The sequence below is a fragment of the Nonomuraea africana genome, from assembly GCF_014873535.1.
GTDB lineage: Bacteria > Actinomycetota > Actinomycetes > Streptosporangiales > Streptosporangiaceae > Nonomuraea > Nonomuraea africana.
The window spans coordinates 7977102-8000555 of the sequence record NZ_JADBEF010000001.1 but is presented as its reverse complement, the minus strand read 5'-3'; the positions used below and the strand labels follow the sequence as shown (position 1 = coordinate 8000555).

At 67.4% G+C, this 23454-nt stretch carries 23 protein-coding genes; 4 read left to right on the top strand and 19 right to left on the bottom strand.

All coding sequences use genetic code 11. From position 1 onward, the window contains the following. Positions 1-102: 102 nt before the first annotated feature. From H4W81_RS38170 to H4W81_RS38160, 3 genes are all read left to right on the top strand, one after another. A complete protein-coding gene (locus tag H4W81_RS38170; RefSeq protein WP_192779244.1) occupies positions 103-372 on the top strand; it encodes a hypothetical protein in 270 nt (89 codons plus the stop codon). A gap of 102 nt (positions 373-474) precedes the next feature. Beyond that, on the top strand, positions 475-1665 hold the full coding sequence (locus H4W81_RS38165; protein WP_192774199.1) for an ISAs1 family transposase: 1191 nt from the start codon (positions 475-477) through the stop codon (positions 1663-1665). Positions 1666-1778: 113 nt separating this feature from the next. Further along, the gene (locus H4W81_RS38160; protein WP_192779243.1) at positions 1779-1991 is read left to right on the top strand and encodes a hypothetical protein; all 213 of its coding nucleotides are present in this window, start codon (positions 1779-1781) and stop codon (positions 1989-1991) included. Positions 1992-2090: 99 nt separating this feature from the next. On the opposite strand, the gene H4W81_RS38155 is transcribed toward H4W81_RS38160, so the two are convergent. Together H4W81_RS38155 and msrA are read right to left on the bottom strand one after the other, a co-directional pair. Further along, complete coding sequence (locus H4W81_RS38155) at positions 2091-3101, bottom strand: DUF6414 family protein (RefSeq protein WP_192779242.1); 1011 nt, start codon at positions 3099-3101, stop codon at positions 2091-2093. A 402-nt stretch (positions 3102-3503) separates the two neighbouring features. Next, positions 3504-4157, bottom strand: coding sequence for a peptide-methionine (S)-S-oxide reductase MsrA (gene msrA / locus H4W81_RS38150; protein WP_192781286.1), 654 nt, complete (start codon positions 4155-4157; stop codon positions 3504-3506). A 109-nt stretch (positions 4158-4266) separates the two neighbouring features. On the opposite strand from msrA, the gene rarD reads away from it, so the two are divergent. Next, complete coding sequence (gene rarD / locus H4W81_RS38145) at positions 4267-5163, top strand: EamA family transporter RarD (RefSeq protein WP_192779241.1); 897 nt, start codon at positions 4267-4269, stop codon at positions 5161-5163. A 202-nt stretch (positions 5164-5365) separates the two neighbouring features. On the opposite strand, the gene H4W81_RS38140 is transcribed toward rarD, so the two are convergent. From H4W81_RS38140 to H4W81_RS38060, 17 genes are all read right to left on the bottom strand, one after another. After that, positions 5366-6355 carry a polyprenyl synthetase family protein gene (locus tag H4W81_RS38140; protein WP_192779240.1) on the bottom strand — a complete coding sequence of 330 codons (990 nt, stop codon included), beginning with the start codon at positions 6353-6355 and terminating at the stop codon, positions 5366-5368. Between the two features lie 9 nt (positions 6356-6364). Further along, entirely contained in the window at positions 6365-7867 is a 1503-nt protein-coding gene (gene nuoN, locus H4W81_RS38135; protein ID WP_225960644.1) for an NADH-quinone oxidoreductase subunit NuoN, read from the bottom strand. A 44-nt stretch (positions 7868-7911) separates the two neighbouring features. Beyond that, positions 7912-9429, bottom strand: a complete 1518-nt coding sequence (locus tag H4W81_RS38130) for an NADH-quinone oxidoreductase subunit M (RefSeq protein ID WP_192779238.1) — start codon at positions 9427-9429, stop codon at positions 7912-7914. Beyond that, positions 9429-11255, bottom strand: coding sequence for an NADH-quinone oxidoreductase subunit L (gene nuoL, locus H4W81_RS38125; protein WP_192781285.1), 1827 nt, complete (start codon positions 11253-11255; stop codon positions 9429-9431). The genes H4W81_RS38130 and nuoL overlap by 1 nt, the downstream gene beginning before the upstream one ends. Before the next feature lie 66 nt (positions 11256-11321). Then, positions 11322-11618, bottom strand: coding sequence for an NADH-quinone oxidoreductase subunit NuoK (gene nuoK, locus H4W81_RS38120; RefSeq protein WP_192779237.1), 297 nt, complete (start codon positions 11616-11618; stop codon positions 11322-11324). After that, on the bottom strand, positions 11615-12448 hold the full coding sequence (locus H4W81_RS38115; protein WP_192779236.1) for an NADH-quinone oxidoreductase subunit J: 834 nt from the start codon (positions 12446-12448) through the stop codon (positions 11615-11617). The genes nuoK and H4W81_RS38115 overlap by 4 nt, the downstream gene beginning before the upstream one ends. Continuing rightward, positions 12441-12956: an NADH-quinone oxidoreductase subunit NuoI gene (gene nuoI, locus H4W81_RS38110; RefSeq protein ID WP_192779235.1), complete on the bottom strand. Its 516-nt coding sequence runs from the start codon at positions 12954-12956 to the stop codon at positions 12441-12443. Before nuoI ends, H4W81_RS38115 begins: the two co-directional genes overlap by 8 nt. Continuing rightward, positions 12943-14295 (bottom strand): NADH-quinone oxidoreductase subunit NuoH, encoded by a 1353-nt coding sequence (gene nuoH, locus H4W81_RS38105; RefSeq protein ID WP_192779234.1) that lies wholly within the window; start codon positions 14293-14295, stop codon positions 12943-12945. The genes nuoI and nuoH overlap by 14 nt, the downstream gene beginning before the upstream one ends. Next, positions 14292-16664 (bottom strand): NADH-quinone oxidoreductase subunit G, encoded by a 2373-nt coding sequence (locus tag H4W81_RS38100; protein ID WP_192779233.1) that lies wholly within the window; start codon positions 16662-16664, stop codon positions 14292-14294. The genes nuoH and H4W81_RS38100 overlap by 4 nt, the downstream gene beginning before the upstream one ends. Continuing rightward, on the bottom strand, positions 16661-17950 hold the full coding sequence (nuoF, locus tag H4W81_RS38095) for an NADH-quinone oxidoreductase subunit NuoF (protein ID WP_192779232.1): 1290 nt from the start codon (positions 17948-17950) through the stop codon (positions 16661-16663). Before nuoF ends, H4W81_RS38100 begins: the two co-directional genes overlap by 4 nt. Next, a complete protein-coding gene (gene nuoE, locus H4W81_RS38090; RefSeq protein ID WP_192779231.1) occupies positions 17947-18603 on the bottom strand; it encodes an NADH-quinone oxidoreductase subunit NuoE in 657 nt (218 codons plus the stop codon). Before nuoE ends, nuoF begins: the two co-directional genes overlap by 4 nt. Then, positions 18600-19925, bottom strand: a complete 1326-nt coding sequence (locus tag H4W81_RS38085; protein ID WP_192779230.1) for an NADH-quinone oxidoreductase subunit D — start codon at positions 19923-19925, stop codon at positions 18600-18602. The genes nuoE and H4W81_RS38085 overlap by 4 nt, the downstream gene beginning before the upstream one ends. Beyond that, a complete protein-coding gene (locus H4W81_RS38080) occupies positions 19922-20599 on the bottom strand; it encodes an NADH-quinone oxidoreductase subunit C (RefSeq protein ID WP_192779229.1) in 678 nt (225 codons plus the stop codon). Before H4W81_RS38080 ends, H4W81_RS38085 begins: the two co-directional genes overlap by 4 nt. Next, positions 20596-21147, bottom strand: a complete 552-nt coding sequence (locus tag H4W81_RS38075; RefSeq protein ID WP_183652055.1) for a NuoB/complex I 20 kDa subunit family protein — start codon at positions 21145-21147, stop codon at positions 20596-20598. The genes H4W81_RS38080 and H4W81_RS38075 overlap by 4 nt, the downstream gene beginning before the upstream one ends. A 3-nt stretch (positions 21148-21150) precedes the next feature. Continuing rightward, entirely contained in the window at positions 21151-21510 is a 360-nt protein-coding gene (locus tag H4W81_RS38070) for an NADH-quinone oxidoreductase subunit A (RefSeq protein ID WP_183652058.1), read from the bottom strand. Positions 21511-21586: 76 nt separating this feature from the next. Then, positions 21587-22825: a geranylgeranyl reductase family protein gene (locus H4W81_RS38065; RefSeq protein WP_192779228.1), complete on the bottom strand. Its 1239-nt coding sequence runs from the start codon at positions 22823-22825 to the stop codon at positions 21587-21589. Positions 22826-23108: 283 nt separating this feature from the next. After that, positions 23109-23318, bottom strand: coding sequence for a DUF397 domain-containing protein (locus H4W81_RS38060; protein WP_192779227.1), 210 nt, complete (start codon positions 23316-23318; stop codon positions 23109-23111). Between the last annotated feature and the right edge of the window lie 136 nt (positions 23319-23454).

Sequence of the window (23454 nt, the reverse complement as noted above, 5' to 3'; positions counted from 1 at the left end):
AGCCGCCAACCTCGGCCGTACCGATATTCGTGACGGGAATACCCGTACCACCAGCAGCACTAGGCCGTTCACCTGCGGTTTCATGACGGCAACGCTCAGTAGATGAGCGAACTGCCGCCTCACCCCTTGGCCGCCGCACCACAACTGGCCGCCGCCCTTGCGGAAGAGGGAATCACTGCCGACGTCCATCACGACTACGGCACGCCCATGGTGTCGGTCTGGGTCGGCCTGATCGTTTGGTGCGCGGACGTCACGTACTGGTGGCGCACCGGCTGGAACCCACGCAGACACCGACCGATCTACGCAGGACACCCCTTCACCCAGCCCAGGGCTGAAGCGTTCTCGGCTGGTGAGACGGTCGTAGCCCTGTAGACGGGCAGGTGGTTGAGGGCGCCCCGGTGCGGAGATGACAAACGCGACCCCTGATGATCGTCGGTGTCTAGCCAGTCGATCAAGAACAGGGGCCGCGTTCGCGTGCCATCTTCCCCGATCGACGTGCTCTCCCGCCACCTGGAGCACGTCACCACCACCGACCCGATGACGGACCTGACCGACCTGCCCGCGTTGGCCGATGTCCTGGATGCCGTACCCGACCCACGTAACCGTCGCGGGCGCCGCTACCAACTCGGACCGCTGCTGGCCTTAGCCTTGCTCGCCGTACTCGGCGGCGCCACCTCCCTGGCGAAGATCACCAGATTCATCACCGGATGCGACCCTGAACTACGCGTCCAGCTCGGCCTGCCCGCCGCGACGCGGCTGGCCGCCAGCACCCTGGGACGGCTGCTGGCCCGCCTGGACGGCGACGCCTTCGACACCGCGACCTGCGCCTATCTGACCAAGCTGGCCGCCTGCGCCGCACCGCCCACCCCCAGCACCCGACAACCGCTACTCGGCCTGGCCGTGGACGGCAAGACGCTGCGCGGCAGCCGCACCGGTGACGGCGTAACCCACCTGCTGGCCGCCGTCCGCCACGACACCCAGACCGTCGTGGCCCAAGCCCAGATCCAGGCCAAGAGCAACGAGATCCCCGCGTTCACGCCGCTGCTGGCCGACCTGAATCTGTCCGGCGTGGTGATCACCGCCGACGCCCTGCACACCCAGCACGAACATGCCCGCCAGATCGTCGCCGCCGGCGGCCACTACCTGCTCGTCGTCAAGGGCAACCAGCCCACCCTGCACCGCCGACTCAAGGCCCTGCCCTGGCGCGAGGCCATCCTCAATGACCGCACCGACGAGACCGGGCATGGCCGCCGCGAGATCCGCCGCATGAAGATCTGCACCGCCCGCCCGGGCCTGCCCTTCCCGCACGCCCTGCAGGCCATCCAGGTCAAGCGCCGCCGCACCGACCACAAGAGCGGCAAGACCACCATCGTCACGATCTACGCCGTCACCAGTCTCCCGCCGGGCCGGGTCATCCACGCCCACCTCGCCACCCTCATCCGCGGCCACTGGAGCATCGAGGCCCTGCACCACATCCGCGACGTCACCTACCACGAAGACGCCTGCAGAGTGCGGAAAGGCGCCGCTCCACGCATCCTGGCGAGCCTGCGCAACCTGGCCATCGGCCTGGCCCGCCTGATCGGCTGGACCAACATCAGCGCCGCCACTGACCACTACCGCAGCCACCCAGGCGACGGGCTTCAGCTACTCGGTCTCGCCACATGAGAACGCTTCAGCCCTGTCACCCAGCCGGCCCGCGCCGCCCACCGAGTCGCCCTTCGCTACACGCAACTGCGCATGTCGCATCCGCTCTCATCACTGATCGCCGGAGCACAGCCGTGCCCCTGACCGTGCAGCAACTGCTCAACAGATTCCCCGGCTGGCAGATCACCGACATGTCCGGTGGCTGGGTCGCCATGCGAGTCAACTTCATGCCCAAGATCAGCGGACTCTCCAACGTACGTTGCGGAGAGACCTTGGAGGAACTGGCCGAGCATCTACAGGCTGAGATCAGGCACCAGAAGTCACGGCAACCAGCGGTAGGCAGGTAACTCGATGGCAACCCGATCCGGAGCACAGGGCCTCCAGGCCCGAGCACCGGAAGCGGGGCGGCAGCCCGCCCTACACGAAGGTAACTGAGGCGTATAGTCTTAAACTCTAGCTTCGCCTTGCTTTTCAATTTCTACAAGCCGAGGCCCTACAATGGTTCGATAGGCAGCGAGAGGGACAATAGAAAACCCAGGGAATTGTGGCATGTCAGCCAATCCCTGATAGCCTATGAGCTGCATGAATTTATTAATGTAACCAGCGAACTTAGATCGACTGATGGTGTCGCCTTCCATGAAAGAGTGCTGGTCCAAATCACTGCTGGATACACTCTGCGAGTAGGCTCCAATGGAGCCGACTAGCGTCCAGGTTTGCCTGGCAGTACCGTATCGCGAGAACAGGATCTCCGGGTCGGTCTCCAGGTATTTACGCCCTTCTTGCAGTCGGGCGGTGATAGTAATATCGTCCCCTCGAGGAGTAAGCATCAGATGGACTCCTGGACTGAATACACCACGCGACACTTTGACGATCGAGCGCAAAAATTGGGCATTAAGCCCAAGTGCGGCCGGATCGAAGTCGAGGATCATTGCTTCCAGCGTGTCAGCGTCAGGAGTAGTGACTTGCTGCTTCTGATGGTTCTTACGTCCAGCACCTTGAGAATTTTTGGGCCCTGACTGATTTTCAGAACGAATTAGTGCCGCAACTCCATCACCAGCGGCGGCCAAGCCACTCAGCACGCGGGCAACGAGTCTAGCATCAAAGAGCACACCTGGACCTGTGATCCGGACCAACTGTGCTGGCGGATAGGAGTCCGAAAGATTCGTTAGATCAGTTTCGGCCGCCATAAGCACATCGGAAATATCCTGAAGCCACCCCTCACTTTCCAGTATATCTTCGAGAGTAGCAAACAGAGAGTCTGCTAACGACTTATTAACGTACTCTTCCGAGGCCCAATCGTTCGCACTGCCAGCGACGGCCTTAATTCCTAGCGAAAGCTGCTTCACACGCTTTTCGGTTGTGCGAGACTCTTCCGGAACTCCTTCCATTAGCTGACCAGCAAGGGAGCGGATCTTATCCACGTCGGCATAAAGATATTCTCGCAGATACGCAGACACGTAGTTACTCCTATCTTGAGCGACGACAGAGGTAGGGTCGGGGCCCGACTCGGGGCCTCGCCTATCAGACCACAGGTAAAGCTCGTGCGGCTAGCCGACTAAACGTCACCCAACAAGCGTAAGTGCTAAGCTCCCAGGCGGATGCCATAGAGGACGTGGGGACAAATAGCAGCCGTTTGTGCACTTCTTGTCACAAAAGTACAAAATGCGTGTGGGCGGTGCTGGCCGCGACCGGCCCCCAGGCCGCAGCGCGGCCAGCGACCGCCCGACGCGTGGCGGGACGCCGCAGGCGGCACGCCCTTGACCGTGTAGTGAAGGTTGTCGCCGAAGACGGCTCTGGCCCATGATCGACGCCGGGCGTGCCGGGTGACCACGGGCCAGGATCTAGCTATCTCCGCAGGTCTACGCCTCGCCGGAGGTCAGACCGACAGGACAGGCCACGCCCGTGCCGCCGATGCCGCAGTAGCCGTTTTTGTTGCGGTGAAGGTACTGCTGGTGGTAGTCCTCCGCGTAGTAGAACGGGCCCGCTGGAGCGATCTCCGTTGTTATCTCGCCGTACCCCGACGCCCTCAGCACCCCCTGATAGGCGTCCCTGGACGCCAGCGCCGCCTTCTCCTGCTCCCCCGAGTGGAAGTACACCGCCGACCGGTACTGCGTCCCCGCGTCGTTCCCCTGACGCATCCCCTGCGTAGGGTCATGCGCCTCCCAGAACACGCGCAGCAGTTCCGCATACGACACCCGCGCAGGGTCGAACACCACCCTGACGACCTCGGCATGCCCGGTCAGACCCGAACACACCTCCTCGTACGTCGGGTTCGGCGTGTAGCCGCCCTGGTAGCCCACCGCCGTGGACACCACCCCCGGCGTCTCCCAGAACTTCCGCTCGGCGCCCCAGAAGCACCCGAGCCCGAAGTCCGCGATCTCGCCTTCGGCGCCCACGAGGGGAGCGTCCAGGACCGCGTGGCGAGCGGGCACGGGCATCGGGGTCGGGCGTCCCGGTAGCGCGTCCGAGGGGTCCACCATCGATGACTTGTGCGTGCCGAACAGCCAGCCCATCATCCACCTCCTCCATCGACTGTACGCGACAACACTTAAGCGGCCCTACATCATCCCATATAGCAATACGCATTTGTGTTTAATGGAGTAAGGCGTAAAAATCGGTTACATGCCTGACCAACGTCGCGGAGTCCTCTACGGGGTGGCCGCCTACGCCCTGTGGGGACTCTTCCCGCTCTACTGGCCCCTCCTGAAGCCCTCGGGAGCGATCGAGATCCTCGCCCACCGCATGGCGTGGTCGCTGGTCGCCGTGGTGGCGATCCTGGCGGTGCGCCGGCACTGGTCGTGGTTCAGGCAGCTGACGCGCAGACAGGTCGGACTGCTGGCGCTGGCGGCGGTGCTCATCACCGTCAACTGGGGCACCTACATCTACGGCGTCAACTCGGGACACGTGGTGGAGTCGGCGCTCGGCTACTTCATCAACCCGCTGGTGAGCGTGCTGTTCGGGGTGATCCTGCTCAAGGAGCGGCTGCGGACCATGCAGTGGGCGGCGGTCGGGTTCGGCGCGCTGGCCGTCCTCGTGCTGACCATCGACTACGGACGCCTGCCGTGGATCGCGCTCACGCTCGCGATGAGCTTCGGCATCTACGGGCTGGTGAAGAAGAAGGCGAACGTCGGCGCCGCGGAGAGCCTCACGATCGAGACGCTCGTGCTGCTGGCGCCCGCGCTGGCCTACCTCGTCCACCTGGAGCAGTCCGGCGGCGCGACGTTCGGCGACCACGGCCCGTGGCACGCGCTCCTGCTGGCGGGTGGCGGCGTGGTCACGGCGGTGCCGCTGCTGTTCTTCACGGCCAGCGCGATCAGGGTGCCGCTGACGACGATCGGCCTGCTGCAGTACATCGCGCCGATCCTGCAGTTCCTGGTGGGCGTGCTGATCGTGAAGGAGACCATGCCGCCCAGCCGCTGGGCGGGGTTCGCGATCGTGTGGCTGGCGCTGGCGGTCTTCACCTACGACAGCCTCCGCTCCGCCCGCGCCCGCCGCGCGGCCGAGCTCCAACCCGTGTGATCCGCCGAAAAACCAGGACAATCCTGTACGGCAAAGCCCCCAAGCACCCCCGCCGGTCACAGGGTCCCCTCCATCGCAGGCGCGCCGCCCAGCAGGACTCCGGTCCCCGCCGTCACGGCGCCCCGGAAAACAGGACCACCCAAGAGCGGAACACCCCAGGGGCGGGACACCGCGCGAGACGACCCAGGCCGGAAGAGCAGGGTCAGCCCGAGCGTTCCACCACGTAGTCGCACAGGGACAGGAACGCCGCCCGCGCCGGGATGTCCGGCAGCTCCGCCAGCTCCCCCCGAGCCCTGTTCACCCAGGCGTCGAGCTCCTGGCGGGCCCGTACCATCCCCTCGTCGGCGCGGAGCAGCCGCAGCGCCTCGTCCACGTCGGAGTCCGCCACCGGCCCGCTGAGCAGCTCCCTCAGCCGCGAGGACGGCGACGACTCCAGCGCGTAGAGCACCGGCAGCGTCCTGATCCCCTCGCGGAGGTCCGTGCCGGGGGTCTTCCCCGACTCGGACGAGGTGGAGGCCACGTCCAGGAGGTCGTCGCCGAGCTGCCACGCCACGCCGATCGCCTCGCAGGCGTTCGAGAGGCGCTCCACGACGTCGGGAGAGGCCCCGGCGAGCAGCCCGCCGAAGCGGCCCGAGGTGGCGATGAGCGAGCCGGTCTTGTCGGCCAGGACCCTGATGTAGTGCGCGATGGGGTCGTCACCGGAGGAGGGCCCGATCGTCTCGCGGATCTGCCCGCGTACGAGGCGGGAGAACGTCTGCGCCTGGATCTTGATGGCCTCGGCGCCGAGGTCGGCCAGGATCTCCGACGCCTGCGCGAACAGGAAGTCGCCGGTGAGGATGGCCACCGTGTTGTCCCACCTGGCGTTGGCCGAGGGCGATCCCCTGCGGACCGGGGCCTCGTCCATGACGTCGTCGTGGTAGAGCGTGGCCAGGTGGGTCAGTTCGATCACCACCGCGGCGGGCACGACGCCCGGCGCGGAGGGATCACCGAACTGCGCGGCCAGCAGCACCATCATCGTCCGGAACCGCTTGCCGCCGGCCTCGATGAGGTGCTTGGACGCCTCCGTGACGAAGGCGTCCTCGCTCTCGACCGACGTGCGCAGCATCTTCTCGACGGACGCGAGACCGCTGGCCAAGTCCTGCGCCAACCGCTCATCGTCGATGGGCAGATCAACAACCGGTGGCGCGGACATACATTCCCCTTAGCGGATGAACAAGGCAGAGGCAGCCTTGTCGGCGAGATCCAGGACAGGCTGCGGGAAAACCCCCAGCACTACCGTAACCGCTGCCGCAAGAGTGATAACAGCCGCGGTGGCCGCAGTGGGCACCGCGATGGTGGGACCGTCGGCCGCGGGCTCGCTGAAGAACATCAGCACGATCACGCGAACGTAGAAGAACGCGGCGATCGCCGAGGAGACCACACCCACGATGACCAGCGGCGTCGCGCCGTTGGCCACGGCCGCCAAGAACACCGCGTACTTCCCGAAGAACCCGCTGGTGAGCGGGATGCCGGCGAAGGCCAGCAGGAAGAACGCGAACACGCCCGCGAGCATCGGCGATCGCCTGCCGAGACCGGCCCACCGCGACAGGTGGGTGGCCTCGCCGCCCGCGTCACGCACCATGGTGACGACGGCGAACGCGCCGACCGTGGTGATGCCGTAGACGAGCAGGTAGAACATGATCGCCGACAGCGAGGCGGCGTTGCCCTCGGCGTCGGGGCTGGTCGCGATCACGCCGATGAGCAGGAAGCCCGCGTGCGCGATCGAGGAGTAGGCCAGCATCCGCTTGATGTCGGTCTGGGTGATCGCGAGGATCGCACCGACGATCATGGTCAGGATCGCGACGCCCCACATGACCGGACGCCAGTCCCAGTCAAGGTTGCCCAGTGCCACCCAGAAGACCCTCAGAACCGCGCCAAAGGCCGCAACGAGCGTGCCCGAGGCCATGAGGGCGGTGACGGGGGTCGGGGCGCCCTGGTAGACGTCAGGCTTCCAGGCCTGGAACGGCGCGGCGCCGATCTTGAACAGCAGGCCGACGCCGAGCAGCGCCAGGCCGATCAGCAGCACGGTGTCCAGACCGCCGACCGTGCCGAGCGCGGCGTTGATCTTCGCCAGGTCGACCGAGCCGGCGAAGCCGTACACGAAGGCCATGCCGTACAGGAAGAAGGCCGAGGAGAACGCGCCGAGCAGGAAGTACTTCATCGACGCCTCCTGCGACAGCAGGCGGCGCCGGCGGGCCAGGCCGCACAGCAGGTACAGCGGCAGCGACATGACCTCGAGGCCGACGAACATCACCAGCAGGTCGTTCGACGAGGCGAACAGCAGCATGCCGCCGACGGCGAACATGATCAGCGGGTAGACCTCGGTGTGCGCGCCACCGGCGATCTCCGCCTCCTCCTCCGCGGCGCTGCCGGGGACGGCCGCGGCCGAGGCGACGAAGTGGTCGTCATCGATGACCAGCAGCACGCTCACGAAGGACAGGACGAGGATGACGCCCCAGAAGAAGAGCGCGGGACCGTCCACCGCGATGGCGCCCATGGCCGCGGCCGTGGTGGGCACGCCGCCGATCACCTGGAAGATGACCAGCACGAAGGCGCCGGCCGTGCTGAGCAGCGTCAGCGGCACGTGGATCGACTTGCGCAGGTAGCGCGGCGCGAACGCCTCGACCAGCACGCCGATGATCGCGGCGCCGAAGATGACGAGCATCGGCGCGAGCGTGCCGTACTCGATCGTCGGCGCTTGGATGCCATTCACTGTCCGGCCCCCTTCTCGGCAATCGCCGGGGTGAACTTCTCCACCTGGACGGAGACCAGCGTGTGGTCGACCGCCGGGTTGATCACGTCAAGCAGCGGCTTGGGGTAGAAGCCGAGCCCGATGATCAGGGCGACCAGCGGGGCGACCACCCACAGCTCGCGGCCGTTGAGGTCCTTGAACCCCTTGACCGACTCGGCCGTCGGGCCGCCCGCGACCCGCTGGTACATCCACAGGATGTAGATGGCCGCCAGGACCACGCCGGTCGCGGCGATGATCGCGGGAACCATGTACCGCTCGGCGGTGCCGATCAGGACCATGAACTCGCTGACGAAGGACGACAGTCCGGGCAGGGCCAGTCCGGAGAGACCGGCGATGAGGAACACGCCCGCCAGCTTCGGCGTGACCTTCTGCACGCCTCCGTAGTCCTCGATGTACGGCGAGCCGCGCCGCGCGATGAGGAACCCGGCGATCAGGAACAGCGCGCCGGTGGAGAAGCCGTGGTTGACCATGTAGAGCGTGGCGCCCGCGCCCGCGTCGTTCGTCATCGCGAACACGCCGAGGGCGATGAAGCCGAAGTGCGAGATCGAGGTGTAGGCGATCAGGCGCTTCATGTCCGTCTGGCCGATGGCCACGATCGCGCCGTAGATGATGCCGACCACCGACAGCACGATCACCAGCGGCGTGAAGAACTTCGACGCGTCGGGGAACAGCTCCAGGCAGAAGCGGAGCATGCCGTACGTGCCGACCTTGTCCAGCACGCCGACCAGCAGCACGGCCGCGCCCGCCGGGGCCTGGGCGGCCGCGTCGGGCAGCCAGGTGTGGAACGGCCAGAGCGGCGCCTTCACCGCGAACGCGAAGAAGAAGCCGGCGAACAGCCACTTCTGCGTGGTCGGGTCCTGGATGGCCCCGATCAGCTCGGGGAACATGAAGGTGTTCTTGCCCGCGATCGCGTAGAGCCCGATGACCGCGACCAGCATGAGCAGGCCGCCGAACAGCGAGTAGAGCAGGAACTTGACGGCCGCGTAGGACCGCTGGGCGCCGCCGTACGACCCGATCATGAAGTACATCGGGATCAGCATGGCTTCGAAGAAGACGTAGAAGAGGAAGATGTCGGTCGCCGCGAAGACGCCGATCATCATGGCCTCGAGCACCAGCAGGAGCGAGAAGTACGTCTTCACCGAGCGCTTGGCGTTCGGGGAGTCGGCGTCGTGCCACGAGGCGAGCACCACGATCGGCACCAGCACCGCGGACAGCGCGATCAGCACCAGGGCGATGCCGTCGACGCCGACGCCGTAGTGGACGCCGAAGCGCGGGATCCACTCGTAGGTCTCGACGAACTGGAAGCGGTTGCCCTTCGGGCTGAACTGCACCGCCATCGCGATGGTCAGCGCCAGCACCACGACCGAGACGGCCAGCGTGAGCTGCTTGGCCAGCTTGTCGTTGCCCTTCGGCGTGAGGGCCACCAGGACGGCGCCCACCACGGGCACCGCCATCAGGATCGTAAGCCAGGGCATCACAGGTTCCCTACGAGGAGCAGAGCGCCGGCCAGTACGGCAGCGCCGAAGAGGATGGACAACGCGTACGTCCGCGCGAAGCCCGTCTGGAGCCGGCGGAGCCGTCCCGACGTGCCGCCGATCGTCGCCGCCAGCCCGTTGACCAGGCCGTCGACGCCGCGGTTGTCGAAGAACACCGCGATGCGCGCGAGCCACTGACCGGGGCGCATGAGCAGCGCCTCGTTGAGGGCGTCGCCGTACAGGTCACGCCGCGCGAAGACGGTGAGGAACGAGCCACGAGGAGCGACCTCGGGGACCGCGGCCCTGCCGTACCTCACCCAGGCGAAACCGGCGCCGACGGCGACCAGGGCCAGCGTGGCCAGGCCGGCCGGGGTGAACGGGTCGAAGTGCGGCTCCGCCTCGGGACGACCGACCGCGGGAGCGAGGAACTCCATAAGCCTGCCGCCCAGGATCAGGTAGCCGCCGAGGAAGACCGAGCCGATCGACAGGATGATCAGCGGCCAGGTCATCACCGCGGGCGACTCGTGCGGGTGCGCCTCGGAGTCCCAGCGCTTCTCGCCGAAGAAGGTCATGAAGACCATCCGCGACATGTAGAAGCCGGTGATTCCCGCGCCGAGCACGGCCAGCCAGCCGAGGACGGCGCTGTGGTGCATGGCCGCCTCGATGATGCCGTCCTTGGTGAAGTAACCGGACAGCAGCGGGAAGCCGATGATCGCCAGGTAGCCGATGAAGAACGTCACGAACGTCACCGGCATGACCTTGCGCAGGCCGCCGTACCTCCTCATGTCCACCTCGTCGTTCATGCCGTGCATGACCGATCCGGCGCCGAGGAACATGTTGGCCTTGAAGAAGCCGTGCGTGAACAGGTGGCCGATCGCGAACGCGTAGCCGGCGGGGCCGAGACCCGCGCCGAGCATCATGTAGCCGATCTGCGACATCGTCGAGCCGGCCAGGCCCTTCTTGATGTCGTCCTTCGCACAACCGATGATCGCACCGGCCAGCAGCGTGGCGACGCCGACGATGGTGACGACCAGCTGCGCGGTGGGCGCGGCCTCGAAGACGAAGCCCGAGCGGACCACCAGGTAGACACCGGCGGTGACCATGGTCGCGGCGTGGATGAGGGCCGAGACCGGGGTCGGGCCCTCCATCGCGTCCAGGAGCCAGGACTGCAGCGGCAGCTGGGCCGACTTGCCGCAGGCGCCGAGCAGGAGCAGCAGGCCGATCGCGGTGAGCGTGCCCTGCGAGGTCTCGCCGACCTTGCCGGAGATGTCACCGAAGGCCAGGGAGCCGAACGTGGTCCACATCAGGAAGATCGCGACCAGCAGCCCGAAGTCGCCGACGCGGTTGACGATGAAGGCCTTCTTGGCCGCCACCGCCGCGCTGGGCTTGAACTGCCAGAAGCCGATCAGCAGGTAGGAGGCGAGACCCACGCCCTCCCAGCCGATGAACAGGCCGACGTAGTTGGACGACAGCACCAGCAGCAGCATGGCCGCGACGAACAGGTTCAGGTAGCCGAAGAACCTGCGGCGGTCGGGGTCGTGCGACATGTAGCCGATCGAGTAGATGTGGATCAGCGAACCCACACCGGTGATCAGCAGGCAGAAGCCGATGGACAACGGGTCGACCAGCAGGCTGATGTCGGCGATGCCGGGAATGAAGTCGAACAGGCGGATGCTGTAACGACCACCAGCGAGCTGGAGGAAGGCGAGCACCGCGACGACGAACGAACCCAGCGACATCAGGACACCGAGAAAGTGCCCCCATGAGTTGGTACGGCGCCCGCCGAGCAGGAGGATCGCCGCGCCCAAGAGGGGCAGTGCGATCATCAGCCAGGAGGCCCCGATCACTCCACCGGAGTGCGGGATGATCTCAGCCGGTTCCACTGTCACCTCTTAGTACTTCAGCAGGTTGGCATCGTCCACGGATGCCGACCTGCGGGTTCGGAAGATCGTCACGATGATGGCCAGACCGACCACGACTTCCGCGGCGGCCACGACCATCACGAAGAACGCGATGATCTGACCGTCGAGGTTGCCGTGCATCCTGGCGAAGGTGACGAACGCGAGGTTGCAGGCGTTGAGCATGAGCTCGACGCACATGAAGACCACGATCGCGTTGCGCCTGATCAGCACGCCGAGCGCGCCGATCGCGAAGAGCAGCGCCGAGAGGACCAGGTACTCGGTGGTCACTTGGTCACCTCGGCCTGCGACTCGGTTTCCTGCGACGAAGCCTGCTCGTGCCTGTGGCTCCGCTCGGTCACGGGCTCCTCCTCGACCGCGTGCTTGAGCGCCTCGGCGAGCTTGGGGTCATCGGGCAGGAGGCCCTGCTCGACGTCGTAGCGCGCGATGTGGCGGTTGACCGACAGCTCGGAGACCGAGCCGTCGGGCAGCAGCGCGGGCATGTCGATGGCGTTGTTCCTGGCGTAGGTGCCCGGCGCCGGCAGCGGCGAGGGGTCGCCGTCGACGAAGCGGGCGCGAGCCAGGTCCTTCTGCGTGGCCTTCGGGGTGGTCCGCTCGCGGTGCGCCAGCACCATCGCGCCGAGCGCGGCGGTGATCAGCAGCGCGGAGGTGACCTCGAAGGCGAACACGTGGCGGGTGAACACCAGCCTGGCCAGCGCCTGCACGTTGCCGCCCGCCTGCTCGGTGGCGGCGGCCAGCCCCGCGGGCTCCGGCACGAACAGCGCGTTGCCGACGGCCAGGATCAGCAGGACGGCGAAGCCGACGCCGGCGATCGACGCCCAGACGCGCTGACCCCTGAGGGTCTCGACCAGGGAGTCGGCCGAGTCGACGCCCACCAGCATGAGCACGAACAGGAAGAGCATCATGATCGCGCCGGTGTAGACGATGATCTGCACCGCGGCGAGGAAGGGCGCCTCCTGCACGGCGTAGAGCGCCGCGAGGCACAGCATGACGCCGCCGAGGAAGAGGGCCGAGTAGACCGCCTTGCGGCTGAAGATCATCCCGAGCGCCGCGCCGACGGAGACGACGGCGAGCACCCAGAACGTAATGGTCTCACCCATTATCGCGCCCCAAGCGGTAGTAGTCCTCTTCGGTCTCGCCGAGCCGCATGGGGTGCGGAGGCTGCTCCATGCCCTGGGTGAGCGGCGCGAGCAGCATCTCCTTGGTGTAGATGAGGCTCTCGCGGCTGGAGTCGGCGAGCTCGTACTCGTTGGTCATGGTGAGCGCCCTGGTCGGGCAGGCCTCGATGCACAGGCCGCACAGGATGCACCGCAGATAGTTGATCTGGTAGATGCGCCCGTAGCGCTCGCCGGGCGAGAAGCGCTCGTCCTCGGTGTTGTCCGCGCCCTCCACGAAGATCGCGTCAGCGGGACACGCCCAGGCGCACAGCTCGCAGCCGACGCACTTCTCCAGGCCGTCCGGCCACCTGTTCAGCTGGTGACGACCGTGGAAGCGAGGAGCCGTCGGCTTCTTCTCCTCCGGATAGTTCGTCGTGACCGGCTTCTTGAACATCGTGTGAAAGGTCACGCCGAACCCCTTCACGGGGTTCAGAAAATCAGTTAGTCCCACTGGGAACCTCCTTGCGCTCCGCCCCGTGGTAGTGCGGCAGGTCAAGCGGCGGTACAGGGAAGCCGCCGGCCGTCGGCTCGTTGGCGAGCTGTTCGAACTCGGCTGCGACCCTGGCCTTCTCCGCGTCCTTGCGGCGCTGGTTCACGGTGTCGAAGCGCCACCAGACGGCAAAGGCTCCGACGATGACGATGGCTCCGACGACCATCACCGGCGTCTTGTCGATGCTGCCGTCGCCGGTCCGCATCAGCTTGACGACGGCGACCAGCATGATCCACGCCAGGTTCAGCGGGATCAGCACCTTCCAGCCCAGTGCCATCAGCTGGTCGTAACGCACCCGCGGCAGCGAGGCACGGGTCCAGATCACGGCGGAGAAGACCAGCACGAACTTGACGAGGAACCACAGCACCGGCCAGTACCCGGTGTTCGCGCCGTCCCACAGGGAGATCGGCCACGGAGCCCGCCAGCCACCGAGGAACAGCGTGACCGCCATCGCCGAGGCGGTGAAGGTGTGCAGGTACTCGCCCATCATGATCAGCGCGAACTTCAGCGACGAGGAGTACTCGGTCTGGAAGCCGCCGACCAGCTCGCCCTCGCCCTCGGGCAGGTCGAACGGGATGCGGGCGGCCTCGCCGAAGGCGCAGACCACGTAGATCAGGAACGACGGCAGCAGCAGGATCACGTACCAGGAGGGCATCGGGATGCTCAGCGCGCCGATCTCCAGCGCGCCTCCCGCGGCCTGCGCGGAGACGATCTCCGAGGTGGACAGCGTGCCCGCGAACAGGAACACCGCCACGAACGACAGGCTCATCGCGATCTCGTAGGAGACCACCTGGGCAGCCGACCGCAGACCGCCCAGCAGCGCGTACGGCGAGCGGGACGACCACCCGGCGAGAATCACGCCGTAGACCGAGACCGCGCCCATCGCCAGCATGAACAGCACCGCGACCGGCAGGTCGACCAGCTGCAGCGGCGTCTGCACGCCGAACATGTTGACCATCGGCCCGAACGGCGTGATCGAGAAGGCCAGGAAGGCCGGGATCACCATGATGACCGGGGCCAGCAGGTAGAGCGCCTTGTCGACGGTGTTGGGGAAGAGGTCTTCCTTGAGGCCCATCTTGATGCCGTCGGCCACCGACTGGAGCAGGCCGAACTTGCCCGCCCTGTTGGGACCGTAGCGGTTCTGCATGCGGGAGATCAGCTTGCGCTCGTACCAGACGCCGAACAGGATGCCGAGCATCAGGAAGGCGAAGACGCCGACCGCCTTGATGATGGTGATCCAGAGCGGGTCCTTGCCGAAGTCGGCAAGGGTCGGATCGACCGCGAGGACTGGCAGGCTCATGAGGCACTCCCGATCTTGACGATGTCGCCGGCCACCGCGCGCAGGTCGCGCGTGACCGAGCTGCCTGCGGAGTTCGCCGGCACCCAGACCACCCGGTCGGGCAGGTCGGCGACGCGCACGGGCAGTGACACCGTCTCACCGATTACGATCTTGCCACCGTCGACCACGCCGATCTCGGCGGCGGTGCTCTCCGACAGCAGCGCCTCGACCGCGCGGGCGGTGCCCGCGAGGTAGGGCTCGCCGTCCTGGAGCCTGCCCGCGTCGAGGAGCTGGTGCCAGGCGGCCAGGACGGCCTCGCCCTGCTGGGGCCGGCCCTGGGGCCTGGCGCTGCCGTTCGGCGCCGAGACCCGGGAGCCGCGCCAGGCGCCGAGGCCGCTGAGCTCCTTGCGCGCCGCGGCGGCGTCGGGCAGGCCGAGGTGCACGTCCATGTGGTCGGCGATGGCGGCGATCACGCCGAGGTCGCTCATGAGACCGGGGACCTTCAGCGCCCGCTCGAACGAGCGGCCCCTGCCCTCCCAGTTCACGAACGTGCCCGCCTTCTCCGCGACGGCGGCGACCGGCAGGACGACGTCGGCCCGGTCGGTGACCGCGCTGGCGCGGATCTCCAGGCTGACGATGAACGGCGTGTTCTCCAGCGCGGCCAGCGCCGCCTCGGGGTCGGCGAGGTCGTACGGGTCGACGCCGGCCACGAGCAGCGCGTCGAGCTCCTCGTTCAGCGCGGCGGCCAGCATGGCGTCGGTGCCGCGGCCCGGGGTGGCGGGCAGGGAGCCGACGTTCCACGCGCGGGCCACCTCGGCCCGTGCGGACTCGTCGTCGACCGGGCGCCCGATCGGCAGCAGGTTGGGAAGCGCGCCCGCCTCGACGGCGCCGCGCTCACCCGCCCTGCGCGGGATCCAGGCCAGCTTGGCGCCGGAGGCGGCGCTGAGCCGTACCAGCGCCGACAGGGCGCCGGGGACGGCGGCCAGCCGCTCGCCCGCCAGGATGATCGTGCCCTCGGCCACGGAGCCGAGCTCGTCGAGAGCGTCGGCCTCGCCGCCGGGCACGGTCCTGATGAGCGTGCCGCCCATCTTGGCCAGGCCCTCGCCGGCGAACGGGGCGATCGAGGTGACCTTGAGGCCCTTCTTCCGCCACGCCTTGCGCAGGCGCAGGAAGACGATGGGCGACTCCTCGTCCGGCTCGAACCCGACCAGCAGGACGGCGGGCGCCTGCTCCAGGTCGGCGTAGGAGATCTCGATGCCCTTGCCGGCGACCGCGTGCGCCAGGAACTGGGCCTCCTCGGCCGAGTGCGGCCTGGCGCGGAAGTCGACGTCGTTGGTGCCGAGCGCGACGCGGGCGAACTTGGCGTAGGCGTAGGCGTCCTCGACGGTCACCCTGCCGCCGACCAGGACTCCGGCCTTGCCGCGCGCCTTGGCCAGGCCGGCGGCCGCGGCCGCGAGCGCCTCGGGCCACGACGCGGGGACCAGCAGGCCCTCCTCGTTGCGGACCAGCGGCGTCTTGAGCCGGTCGGGCTGCGTCGCGTAGGTGAAGGCGAAGCGGCCCTTGTCGCAGTTCCACTCCTCGTTGACCTGCATGTCCATGCCGGCCAGACGGCGGGTGACCTTGCCGCGGCGGTGGTCGGTGCGCAGGGCGCAGCCGGACGCGCAGTGCTCGCAGGCGCTCGGGGTGGAGACCAGGTCGAACGGGCGGGCGCGGAAGCGGTAGGCACCGCTGGTCAGCGCGCCGACCGGGCAGATCTGGATCGTGTTGCCGGAGAAGTAGGAGTCGAACGGCTTGCCGTCGGCGATGCCCACCTGCTCCTTGGCCCCGCGCTCGAAGAAGTCGATGAGCGGGTCGCCCGCGATCTCGTCGGAGAAGCGGATGCACCGCGCGCACTGCACGCAGCGCTCGCGGTCGAGCAGGACCTGCGCCGACAGCGGCAGCGGCTTGGGGAAGGTGCGCTTGTGCTCGTGGAAGCGCGACTCACCCTGTCCGTTGGACATCGCCTGGTTCTGCAGGGGGCACTCGCCGCCCTTGTCGCAGACCGGGCAGTCCAGCGGGTGGTTCATGAGCAGCAGCTCCATCGCGCTGCGCTGCGCCTTCTCGGCGACCGGCGAGGTGAGCTGGGTCTGCACGACCATGCCCTCGGCGACCTCGATCGCGCAGGAGGGCTGCGGCTTGGGGAAGCCGCGGCCGTTGCCCGCGTCGGGGATGTCGACCAGGCACTGGCGGCAGTTGGCCGCCGGGTCGAGCAGCGGGTGGTCGCAGAACCTGGGGATCTGGATGCCCAGGAGCTCGGCCGCCCTGATGATCAGCGTGCCCTTGGGCACGCTGACCTGGAAGCCGTCAATCGTGAGGGTGACGACTGTGGTCTCTACGGCTGTCGTTGTCACTTGTCACCCCACACGGTGGACTTCTTGCGGTCGAACGGGCAGCCGCCGACCTCGAAGTGCTTGAGGTACTCGTCGCGGAAGTACTTCACCGACGAGTGGATCGGGCTGGTGGCACCGTCGCCCAGAGCGCAGAAGGAGCGGCCCAGGATGTTGTCGGCGATGTCGGTGATCAGCGCCAGGTCGTCCTCGGTGCCCTGGCCCGCCTCGAGGCGCTTGAGCACCTGCTTGAGCCAGTACGTGCCCTCACGGCACGGCGTGCACTTGCCGCACGACTCGTGGGCGTAGAACTCGGTCCAGCGCAGCACCGTGCGGACCACGCAGGTGGTCTCGTCGAAGATCTGCAGCGCGCGGGTGCCGAGCATCGAGCCCTTGGCGCCGACCGCCTCGAAGTCGAGGGGGACGTCGAGGTGCTCGTCGGTGAAGATCGGCGTGGAGGAGCCGCCGGGGGTCCAGAACTTGATCTGGTGGCCCTCGCGGATGCCGCCGGCCATGTCCAGCAGCTCGCGCAGCGTGATGCCGAGCGGGGCCTCGTACTGGCCCGGACGGGTGACGTGGCCGCTCAGCGAGAAGATGCCGAAGCCCTTGGACTTCTCGGTCCCCATCGAGGCGAACCAGTCGGCCCCGTTGGCGATGATCGAGGGAACACTGGCCACGGACTCCACGTTGTTCACCACAGTGGGCGACGCGTACAGGCCCGCCACGGCTGGGAACGGAGGCTTGAGACGCGGTTGACCCCGGAAACCCTCCAGCGAGTCGAGCAGCGCCGTCTCCTCGCCGCAGATGTAGGCGCCCGCGCCGCTGTGGACGACCAGCTCCAGGTCGTAACCGGAGCCGAAGATGTCCTTGCCGAGGTAGCCCTTCTCGTACGCCTCACGCACGGCCGCGTGCAGGCGGCGGATGACGTGCAGCACCTCGCCGCGCACGTAGATGAACGCGTGGTTGGCGCGGATGGCGTAGGAGGTGATGATGATGCCCTCGACCAGCGAGTGCGGGTTGGCCATCATCAGGGGGATGTCCTTGCAGGTGCCGGGCTCCGACTCGTCGGCGTTGACGACGAGGTAGTGCGGCTTGCCGTCGCCCTGCGGGATGAAGCCCCACTTCATGCCGGTGGGGAAGCCCGCGCCGCCGCGGCCGCGCAGACCGGAGTCCTTGACGGCCTGGATGACCGCGTCGGGGTCCATGCCGAGCGCCTTCTTCGCCGCGTCGTAGGGCCCGTAGCCCTCGATGGTGAAGGAGTTGGCCTGGTCCCAGTTGGCCGTCAGGACCGGGGTGAGTGTGGTGCTCATGCCTCGGGGGCCTTCCATCCGTTGGCCTTGGCGACCTTCAGGCCCTCGAGCGAGGGACCCGCCGCCGACGGGCCGTCGCCGGCCAGATCGTCGGGCAGGCCCGAGAGCACCCGGGAGGCCTCCTTGAAGGTGCAGAGCTTCTTCGGTCCGCGGGTCGGCGAGATGCTCTTGCCGTCGCGCAGGTCGTCGACGAGCTGCTTGGCCGACTCGGGCGTCTGGTTGTCGAAGAACTCCCAGTTGACCATCATCACGGGGGCGAAGTCGCAGGCGGCGTTGCACTCCAGCCGCTCGAGCGACACCTTGCCGTCGGTGGTCGTCTCGTCGTGGCCGACGCCGACGTGCTCCGACAGCTCTTCCCAGATCTGGTCGCCGCCCATGACGGCGCACAGCGAGTTGATGCAGACGCCGACGTGGTAGTCGCCCATCGGCTTGCGCTTGTACATCGTGTAGAACGTCGAGACGCCCACGACCTCGGCCTTGCTCAGGCCGAGCATCTCCGCGCAGAACTCCTGGCCCGCGTCGGAGACGTAACCGTCCTCCGACTGCACCAGGTGCAGCAGCGGCAGCAGCGCCGAGCGCGTCTTCGGGTAGCGCCCGATGATCTCCTTGGCGTCCCTCTCGAGACGCTCCCGGACTTCCGGCGAGTAACTCACCGGTCAACACCTCCCATGACCGGGTCAATGGATGCCACAGCCGCGATGACGTCGGCGACCTGGCCACCCTCGCAGGTTGCCGGTACGGCCTGCAGGTTCGTGAAGGACGGCTCGCGGAAGTGCACGCGGTACGGGCGGGTGCCGCCGTCGCTGACCACGTGCGCGCCGAGCTCGCCGCGGGGCGACTCCACCGCCGCGTAGGCCTGGCCCGCCGGGACCCTGAAGCCCTCGGTGACCAGCTTGAAGTGGTGGATCAGCGCTTCCATGGAGCTGCCCATGATGTGCGCGATGTGGTCGGGCGAGTTGCCGAAGCCGTCAGGGCCCAGCGCCAGCTGCGCGGGCCAGCCGATCTTCTTGTCCTCGATCATGACCGGCTTGTTCTTCAGCGGTCCCGCGATGCGGTCGAGAGCCTGCTCAATGATCTTGAGCGACTCCTCCATCTCCTGCATGCGGACGAGGTAACGGCCGTACACGTCGCAGCTCTGCTGGGTGGCGACGTTGAACTCGTAGGTCTCGTACCCGCAGTAGGGCTGCGACTTGCGCAGGTCCCACGGCAGGCCCGCGGCCCGCAGCATCGGGCCCGTGATGCCGAGCGCCATGCAGCCGGTCAGGTCGAGGTAGGCCACATCCTTGGTCCTGCGGGTGTAGACCGGGTTCTCGTCGAGCAGCTTGCGGATGTCCTTGATGCGCTTGGGCATCTCCTTCAGGAACTCGCCGACCTTGTCGACCGTGCCCGCCGGCAGGTCGACGCTGACGCCGCCCGGCCTGACGTAGGCCATGTTCATCCGCAGACCCGTGATGTACTCGAACAGGTCCATGACCATTTCACGGTCGCGGTAGCCGAAGAGGAACGGCGTGGTCGCGCCCAGCTCCATGCCGAACGTGCCCATCGCGACCAGGTGCGAGGAGATCCGGTTGAGCTCCATCATCATCACGCGGATGGCCTGCGCGCGCTCGGGGATGCGGTCCTCGATGCCGAGCAGCTTCTCCACGCCCATGCAGTACGCGGTCTCGTTGAACAGCGGCGCGAGGTAGTCCATGCGGGTGACGAACGTGGTCCCCTGGGTCCACGTCCGGTATTCCATGTTCTTCTCGATGCCGGTGTGCAGGTAGCCGATGCCGGTACGGGCCTCGGTGACCGTCTCGCCGTCGAGGGTGAGGATCAGGCGGAGCACGCCGTGCGTGGACGGGTGCTGCGGGCCCATGTTGATGACCAGGCGCTCGTCCTCGGAGTCGCGGACCGCGCCGACGACGTCGTCCCAGTCGGCGCCGTTGACCGAGTAGACCTTGCCCTCGGTCGCCTCGTCGTAGCCGGTGCTCACGCGTATGACCTCCTGTTGTCCGGCGAGGGGATCTCGGCGCCGCGGTACTCGACGGGGATGCCGCCGAGCGGGTAGTCCTTGCGCTGCGGGTGACCGTCCCAGTCGTCCGGCATCATGATCCTGGTCAGCGCGGGGTGACCGTCGAAGATGATCCCGAAGAAGTCGTACGTCTCGCGCTCGTGCCAGTTGTGCGTCGGGTAGACGCCGACCGTCGAGGGGATGTGCGGGTCGGAGTCGGGCGCGCTCACCTCGAGGCGGACCCGCCTGTTGTGCGTGATGGAGCACAGGTGGATGACCGCGTGGAGCTCCTCGCCCGCCAGGTGCGGGTAGTGGACGCCGCTCACGCCCAGGCTGAGCTCGAAGCGCAGCTCGGGCTCGTCGCGCAGGCGCCGGCAGACCTCCACCAGCTTCTCGCGCTTCACGTGGAGGGTCAGCTCGCCGCGGTCGACGACCACGCGCTCGATGGCGTCGTCGTCGAAGGTCTCCAGTTTGTCGACGAGCTCGTCGAAGTAGCCGCCGTAGGGGCGGGGGGTCGACAGGCGGGGCGCCCGCCGTACGACGAGGCCGGAGTAGCCGGAGGTGTCGCCGGTGCCGGTGGCGCCGAACATGCCCTGGCGGGCCACCGGCTCCTCGGGCACCTGCGCCTTGGGCACCTCGGGGAGGTTCTCGCTCACTTGGAGGCCTCCTGGTCGATCAGGGGCAGCGTGCGGAGCGCCTGCAGCTCGAGCTCCTCGATCTGCTTGGCGCGGTGCGCGCCGAACTTCATGTTCTGGATCTTGTCGTGCAGCTTCACGATCGAGTCGATCAGCATCTCGGGCCGAGGGGGGCACCCCGGCAGGTAGATGTCGACGGGCACGATGTGGTCGACGCCCTGCACGATGGCGTAGTTGTTGAACATGCCGCCGCTGGAGGCGCACACGCCCATGGCGATGACCCACTTGGGCTCGGCCATCTGGTCGTAGATCTGGCGGAGCACCGGCGCCATCTTCTGCGACACGCGGCCCGCGACGATCATCAGGTCGGCCTGGCGAGGAGACGCCGAAGCGCGCTCCATGCCGAAGCGCGCCAGGTCGTAGTGCGATGCACCGGTCGCCATCAGTTCGATCGCGCAACAGGCGAGACCGAACGTGGCCGGCCACACCGAGTTCTTCCTGGCCCACCCCGCGGCCGCCTCGACCGTGCTGAGGATGAACCCGCTCGGGAGTTTCTCTTCAAGTCCCATTTTCTAGTCCCAGTCCAGACCCTTGCGGCGCCACACGTAGGCATAGGCCACGAGCACGGTGACGATGAACAGCACCATCTCGACCAGCCCGAAGACCCCGAGCATGTCGAACGACACGGCCCACGGGTACAGGAAGATGATCTCGATGTCGAACACGATGAAGAGCATCGCGGTGATCATGTACTTCAGCGGGAAGCGTCCGCCACCGACAGGCTGGGGGGTCGGCTCGATACCGCACTCGTAGGCGTCGAGCTTCGCGCGGTTCCAGCGCTTGGGACCGGTGAACGGGGCGATCGCCACCGAGAAGAGCGCGAAGCCCCCCGCGACAATGGCGAGCACCAGGATGGGCACATAAAGATCCATCGCTACGCCTCCTCTCCCATCTCCACGCGCGCGGGCGCGCGGACTGAACTGTATGTGTGCCGGGCGGATGAACGGTTCATGCTGGTGGGGCGACCTTCGCGAGAGCGTTGATGATCCGGTCTGACGCATCGCCTCGCCGGTCGGTGAGATTACCAAGGAGTTTGAGGGCGAAGCGCATCAGGCTGGGGTGGTGCAGACCATGCCGCGTGCCGAAGCTCATCACGCCAGGCTTCCCAATAGCTTCGACGAACCACCTGCCTAGCGTGAAATATCCGCCGTAGGCGTCCTTGAGCACCTGCGGGTAGCTCCGCAGGATCCGCTCCTGCTGGGCCGCCGTGGTGCCGCGCAGCGCCTTGGCGATCACCTCGGCCGCCACCTCGCCCGTCTCCATCGCGTAGGCGATGCCTTCACCGTTGAACGGGTTGATCGCGCCGCCCGAGTCGCCCACGAGTACGAGGCCGCGGGTGTAGTGCGGCTGCCGGTTGAACGCCATCGGCAGCGCCGCGCCCCTGATCGGGGCCGTCATGTTCGCCTCGGTGAAGCCCCACTCGGCGGGCATGTTGCGCGTCCACCGCTTCAGCAGGTCGCGGTAGTCGATGTTCTTGAACGCGTCGCTGGTGTTGAGCAGCCCGAGGCCGACGTTGGAGGTGCCGTCGCCGACGCCGAACACCCACCCGTACCCGGGCAGCAACGTCTCCTCGTCCCAGAGCTCCAGCCAGATCTCCAGGTAGTCGTCATCGTGGCGCGGGGACTCGAAGTACGTCCGTACGGCGACGCCCATCGGACGGTCTTCCCGCTTGTGCAGCCCCATCGCCAGCGCGAGCCTGGTGGAGTTGCCGTCGGCGGCCACCACCACGCGGCAGCGGTACGAGGCGCCGTCCTTGGTCGTGACACCGACGATGTGCCCGCTGCGGTCGTCCAGGATCGGGCCGGTGACGTTGACGCCCTCCATCAGGCGGACGCCGGCCTTCACCGCGGTGGCCGCGACGACCTGGTCGAAGTCCTGCCTGGTGCGCACCAGGCCGAAGTCGGGGAAGCTGTCGAGCTGCGGCCAGTCGAGGTCGTAGCGACCGCCGCCGCCCACGACGCGCAGGCCCTTGTTCCTGACCCATCCGGGAGCGTCGATGTCGACGCCCATGTTCATGAGCTGCTTGACCGCCCGCGGGGTCAGACCGTCGCCGCAGACCTTCTCGCGGGGGAAACGGGTCTTCTCGAGCAGCAGCACGTCGAGCCCGGACTGGGCGAGATAGAACGCCGTCGCCGATCCGGCGGGACCCGCGCCGACGACGATGACGTCGGCGTCAACGGCGTTCATGGTCGCGCCCGCCTCGCCGCTGGTTGGCTGGTTCCTCGCGCGCTCACGGCGAGCTCCTGCGCTTGCCTGCTGTCAGCTGGCACGGTCACGGACCTGTCCTGTCCTACACGCTTGTTGGCCGCGGAGTGTGGGCCTTCGTTCCTTTGTGAAGCTCTTCACAAACTTTGTCGGCTGGAAGTCTAGCGCTTTTCCGGCACCGGGGGGCAGGCGGGTACATGGTTTGCACATGGGGAAGGCCCCCTGTCACCGACAGAGGGCCTTGACACGAACATCGAGCCGGGAGTCAGAGGTCGAACTCGGCGTCGCGGACCCCCGCGAGGAAGGCCCGCCACTCTCCGCCGGTGAACGCCAGCACCGCCCCACCGGGGTTCTTCGAGTCGCGCACCATCACGCCACCGGCGGCGGGAGCGACCTCCACACACTCGCCGCTGATGTTGCTGTAACTACTCTTGCGCCAGCTGCCGACAGCAGCCCCAGCAACAACAGCGTCCACTGGCCGATTCACCCCATGTCTAGTGGCGCTCCGATATCTTGCCCTGCCGGAGCGCGCGTGTATGACCACCCTGCGCGCGATTAAATCGACCGCGGAGGCACCCCGCAGGGGCTTTACGGAATCGTGACCGGAGGAT

Bases quoted from the DNA above. Each gene is read 5' to 3' on its own strand.
- H4W81_RS38170 (WP_192779244.1), top strand. From the start codon at position 103: ATGAGCGAACTGCCGCCTCACCCCTTGGCCGCCGCACCACAACTGGCC.
- msrA (WP_192781286.1), bottom strand. From the start codon at position 4,157: ATGGGCTGGCTGTTCGGCACGCACAAGTCATCGATGGTGGACCCCTCG.
- rarD (WP_192779241.1), top strand. From the start codon at position 4,267: ATGCCTGACCAACGTCGCGGAGTCCTCTACGGGGTGGCCGCCTACGCC.
- H4W81_RS38140 (WP_192779240.1), bottom strand. From the start codon at position 6,355: ATGTCCGCGCCACCGGTTGTTGATCTGCCCATCGACGATGAGCGGTTG.
- nuoN (WP_225960644.1), bottom strand. From the start codon at position 7,867: ATGCTCGTCATCTTCGGCGCCGCGATCATCGGCGTGCTGGTCGAGGCG.
- H4W81_RS38130 (WP_192779238.1), bottom strand. From the start codon at position 9,429: ATGCCCTGGCTTACGATCCTGATGGCGGTGCCCGTGGTGGGCGCCGTC.
- nuoL (WP_192781285.1), bottom strand. From the start codon at position 11,255: ATGATCGCACTGCCCCTCTTGGGCGCGGCGATCCTCCTGCTCGGCGGG.
- H4W81_RS38115 (WP_192779236.1), bottom strand. From the start codon at position 12,448: ATGGGTGAGACCATTACGTTCTGGGTGCTCGCCGTCGTCTCCGTCGGC.
- nuoH (WP_192779234.1), bottom strand. From the start codon at position 14,295: ATGAGCCTGCCAGTCCTCGCGGTCGATCCGACCCTTGCCGACTTCGGC.
- nuoF (WP_192779232.1), bottom strand. From the start codon at position 17,950: ATGAGCACCACACTCACCCCGGTCCTGACGGCCAACTGGGACCAGGCC.
- H4W81_RS38075 (WP_183652055.1), bottom strand. From the start codon at position 21,147: ATGGGACTTGAAGAGAAACTCCCGAGCGGGTTCATCCTCAGCACGGTC.
- H4W81_RS38070 (WP_183652058.1), bottom strand. From the start codon at position 21,510: ATGGATCTTTATGTGCCCATCCTGGTGCTCGCCATTGTCGCGGGGGGC.
- H4W81_RS38065 (WP_192779228.1), bottom strand. From the start codon at position 22,825: ATGAACGCCGTTGACGCCGACGTCATCGTCGTCGGCGCGGGTCCCGCC.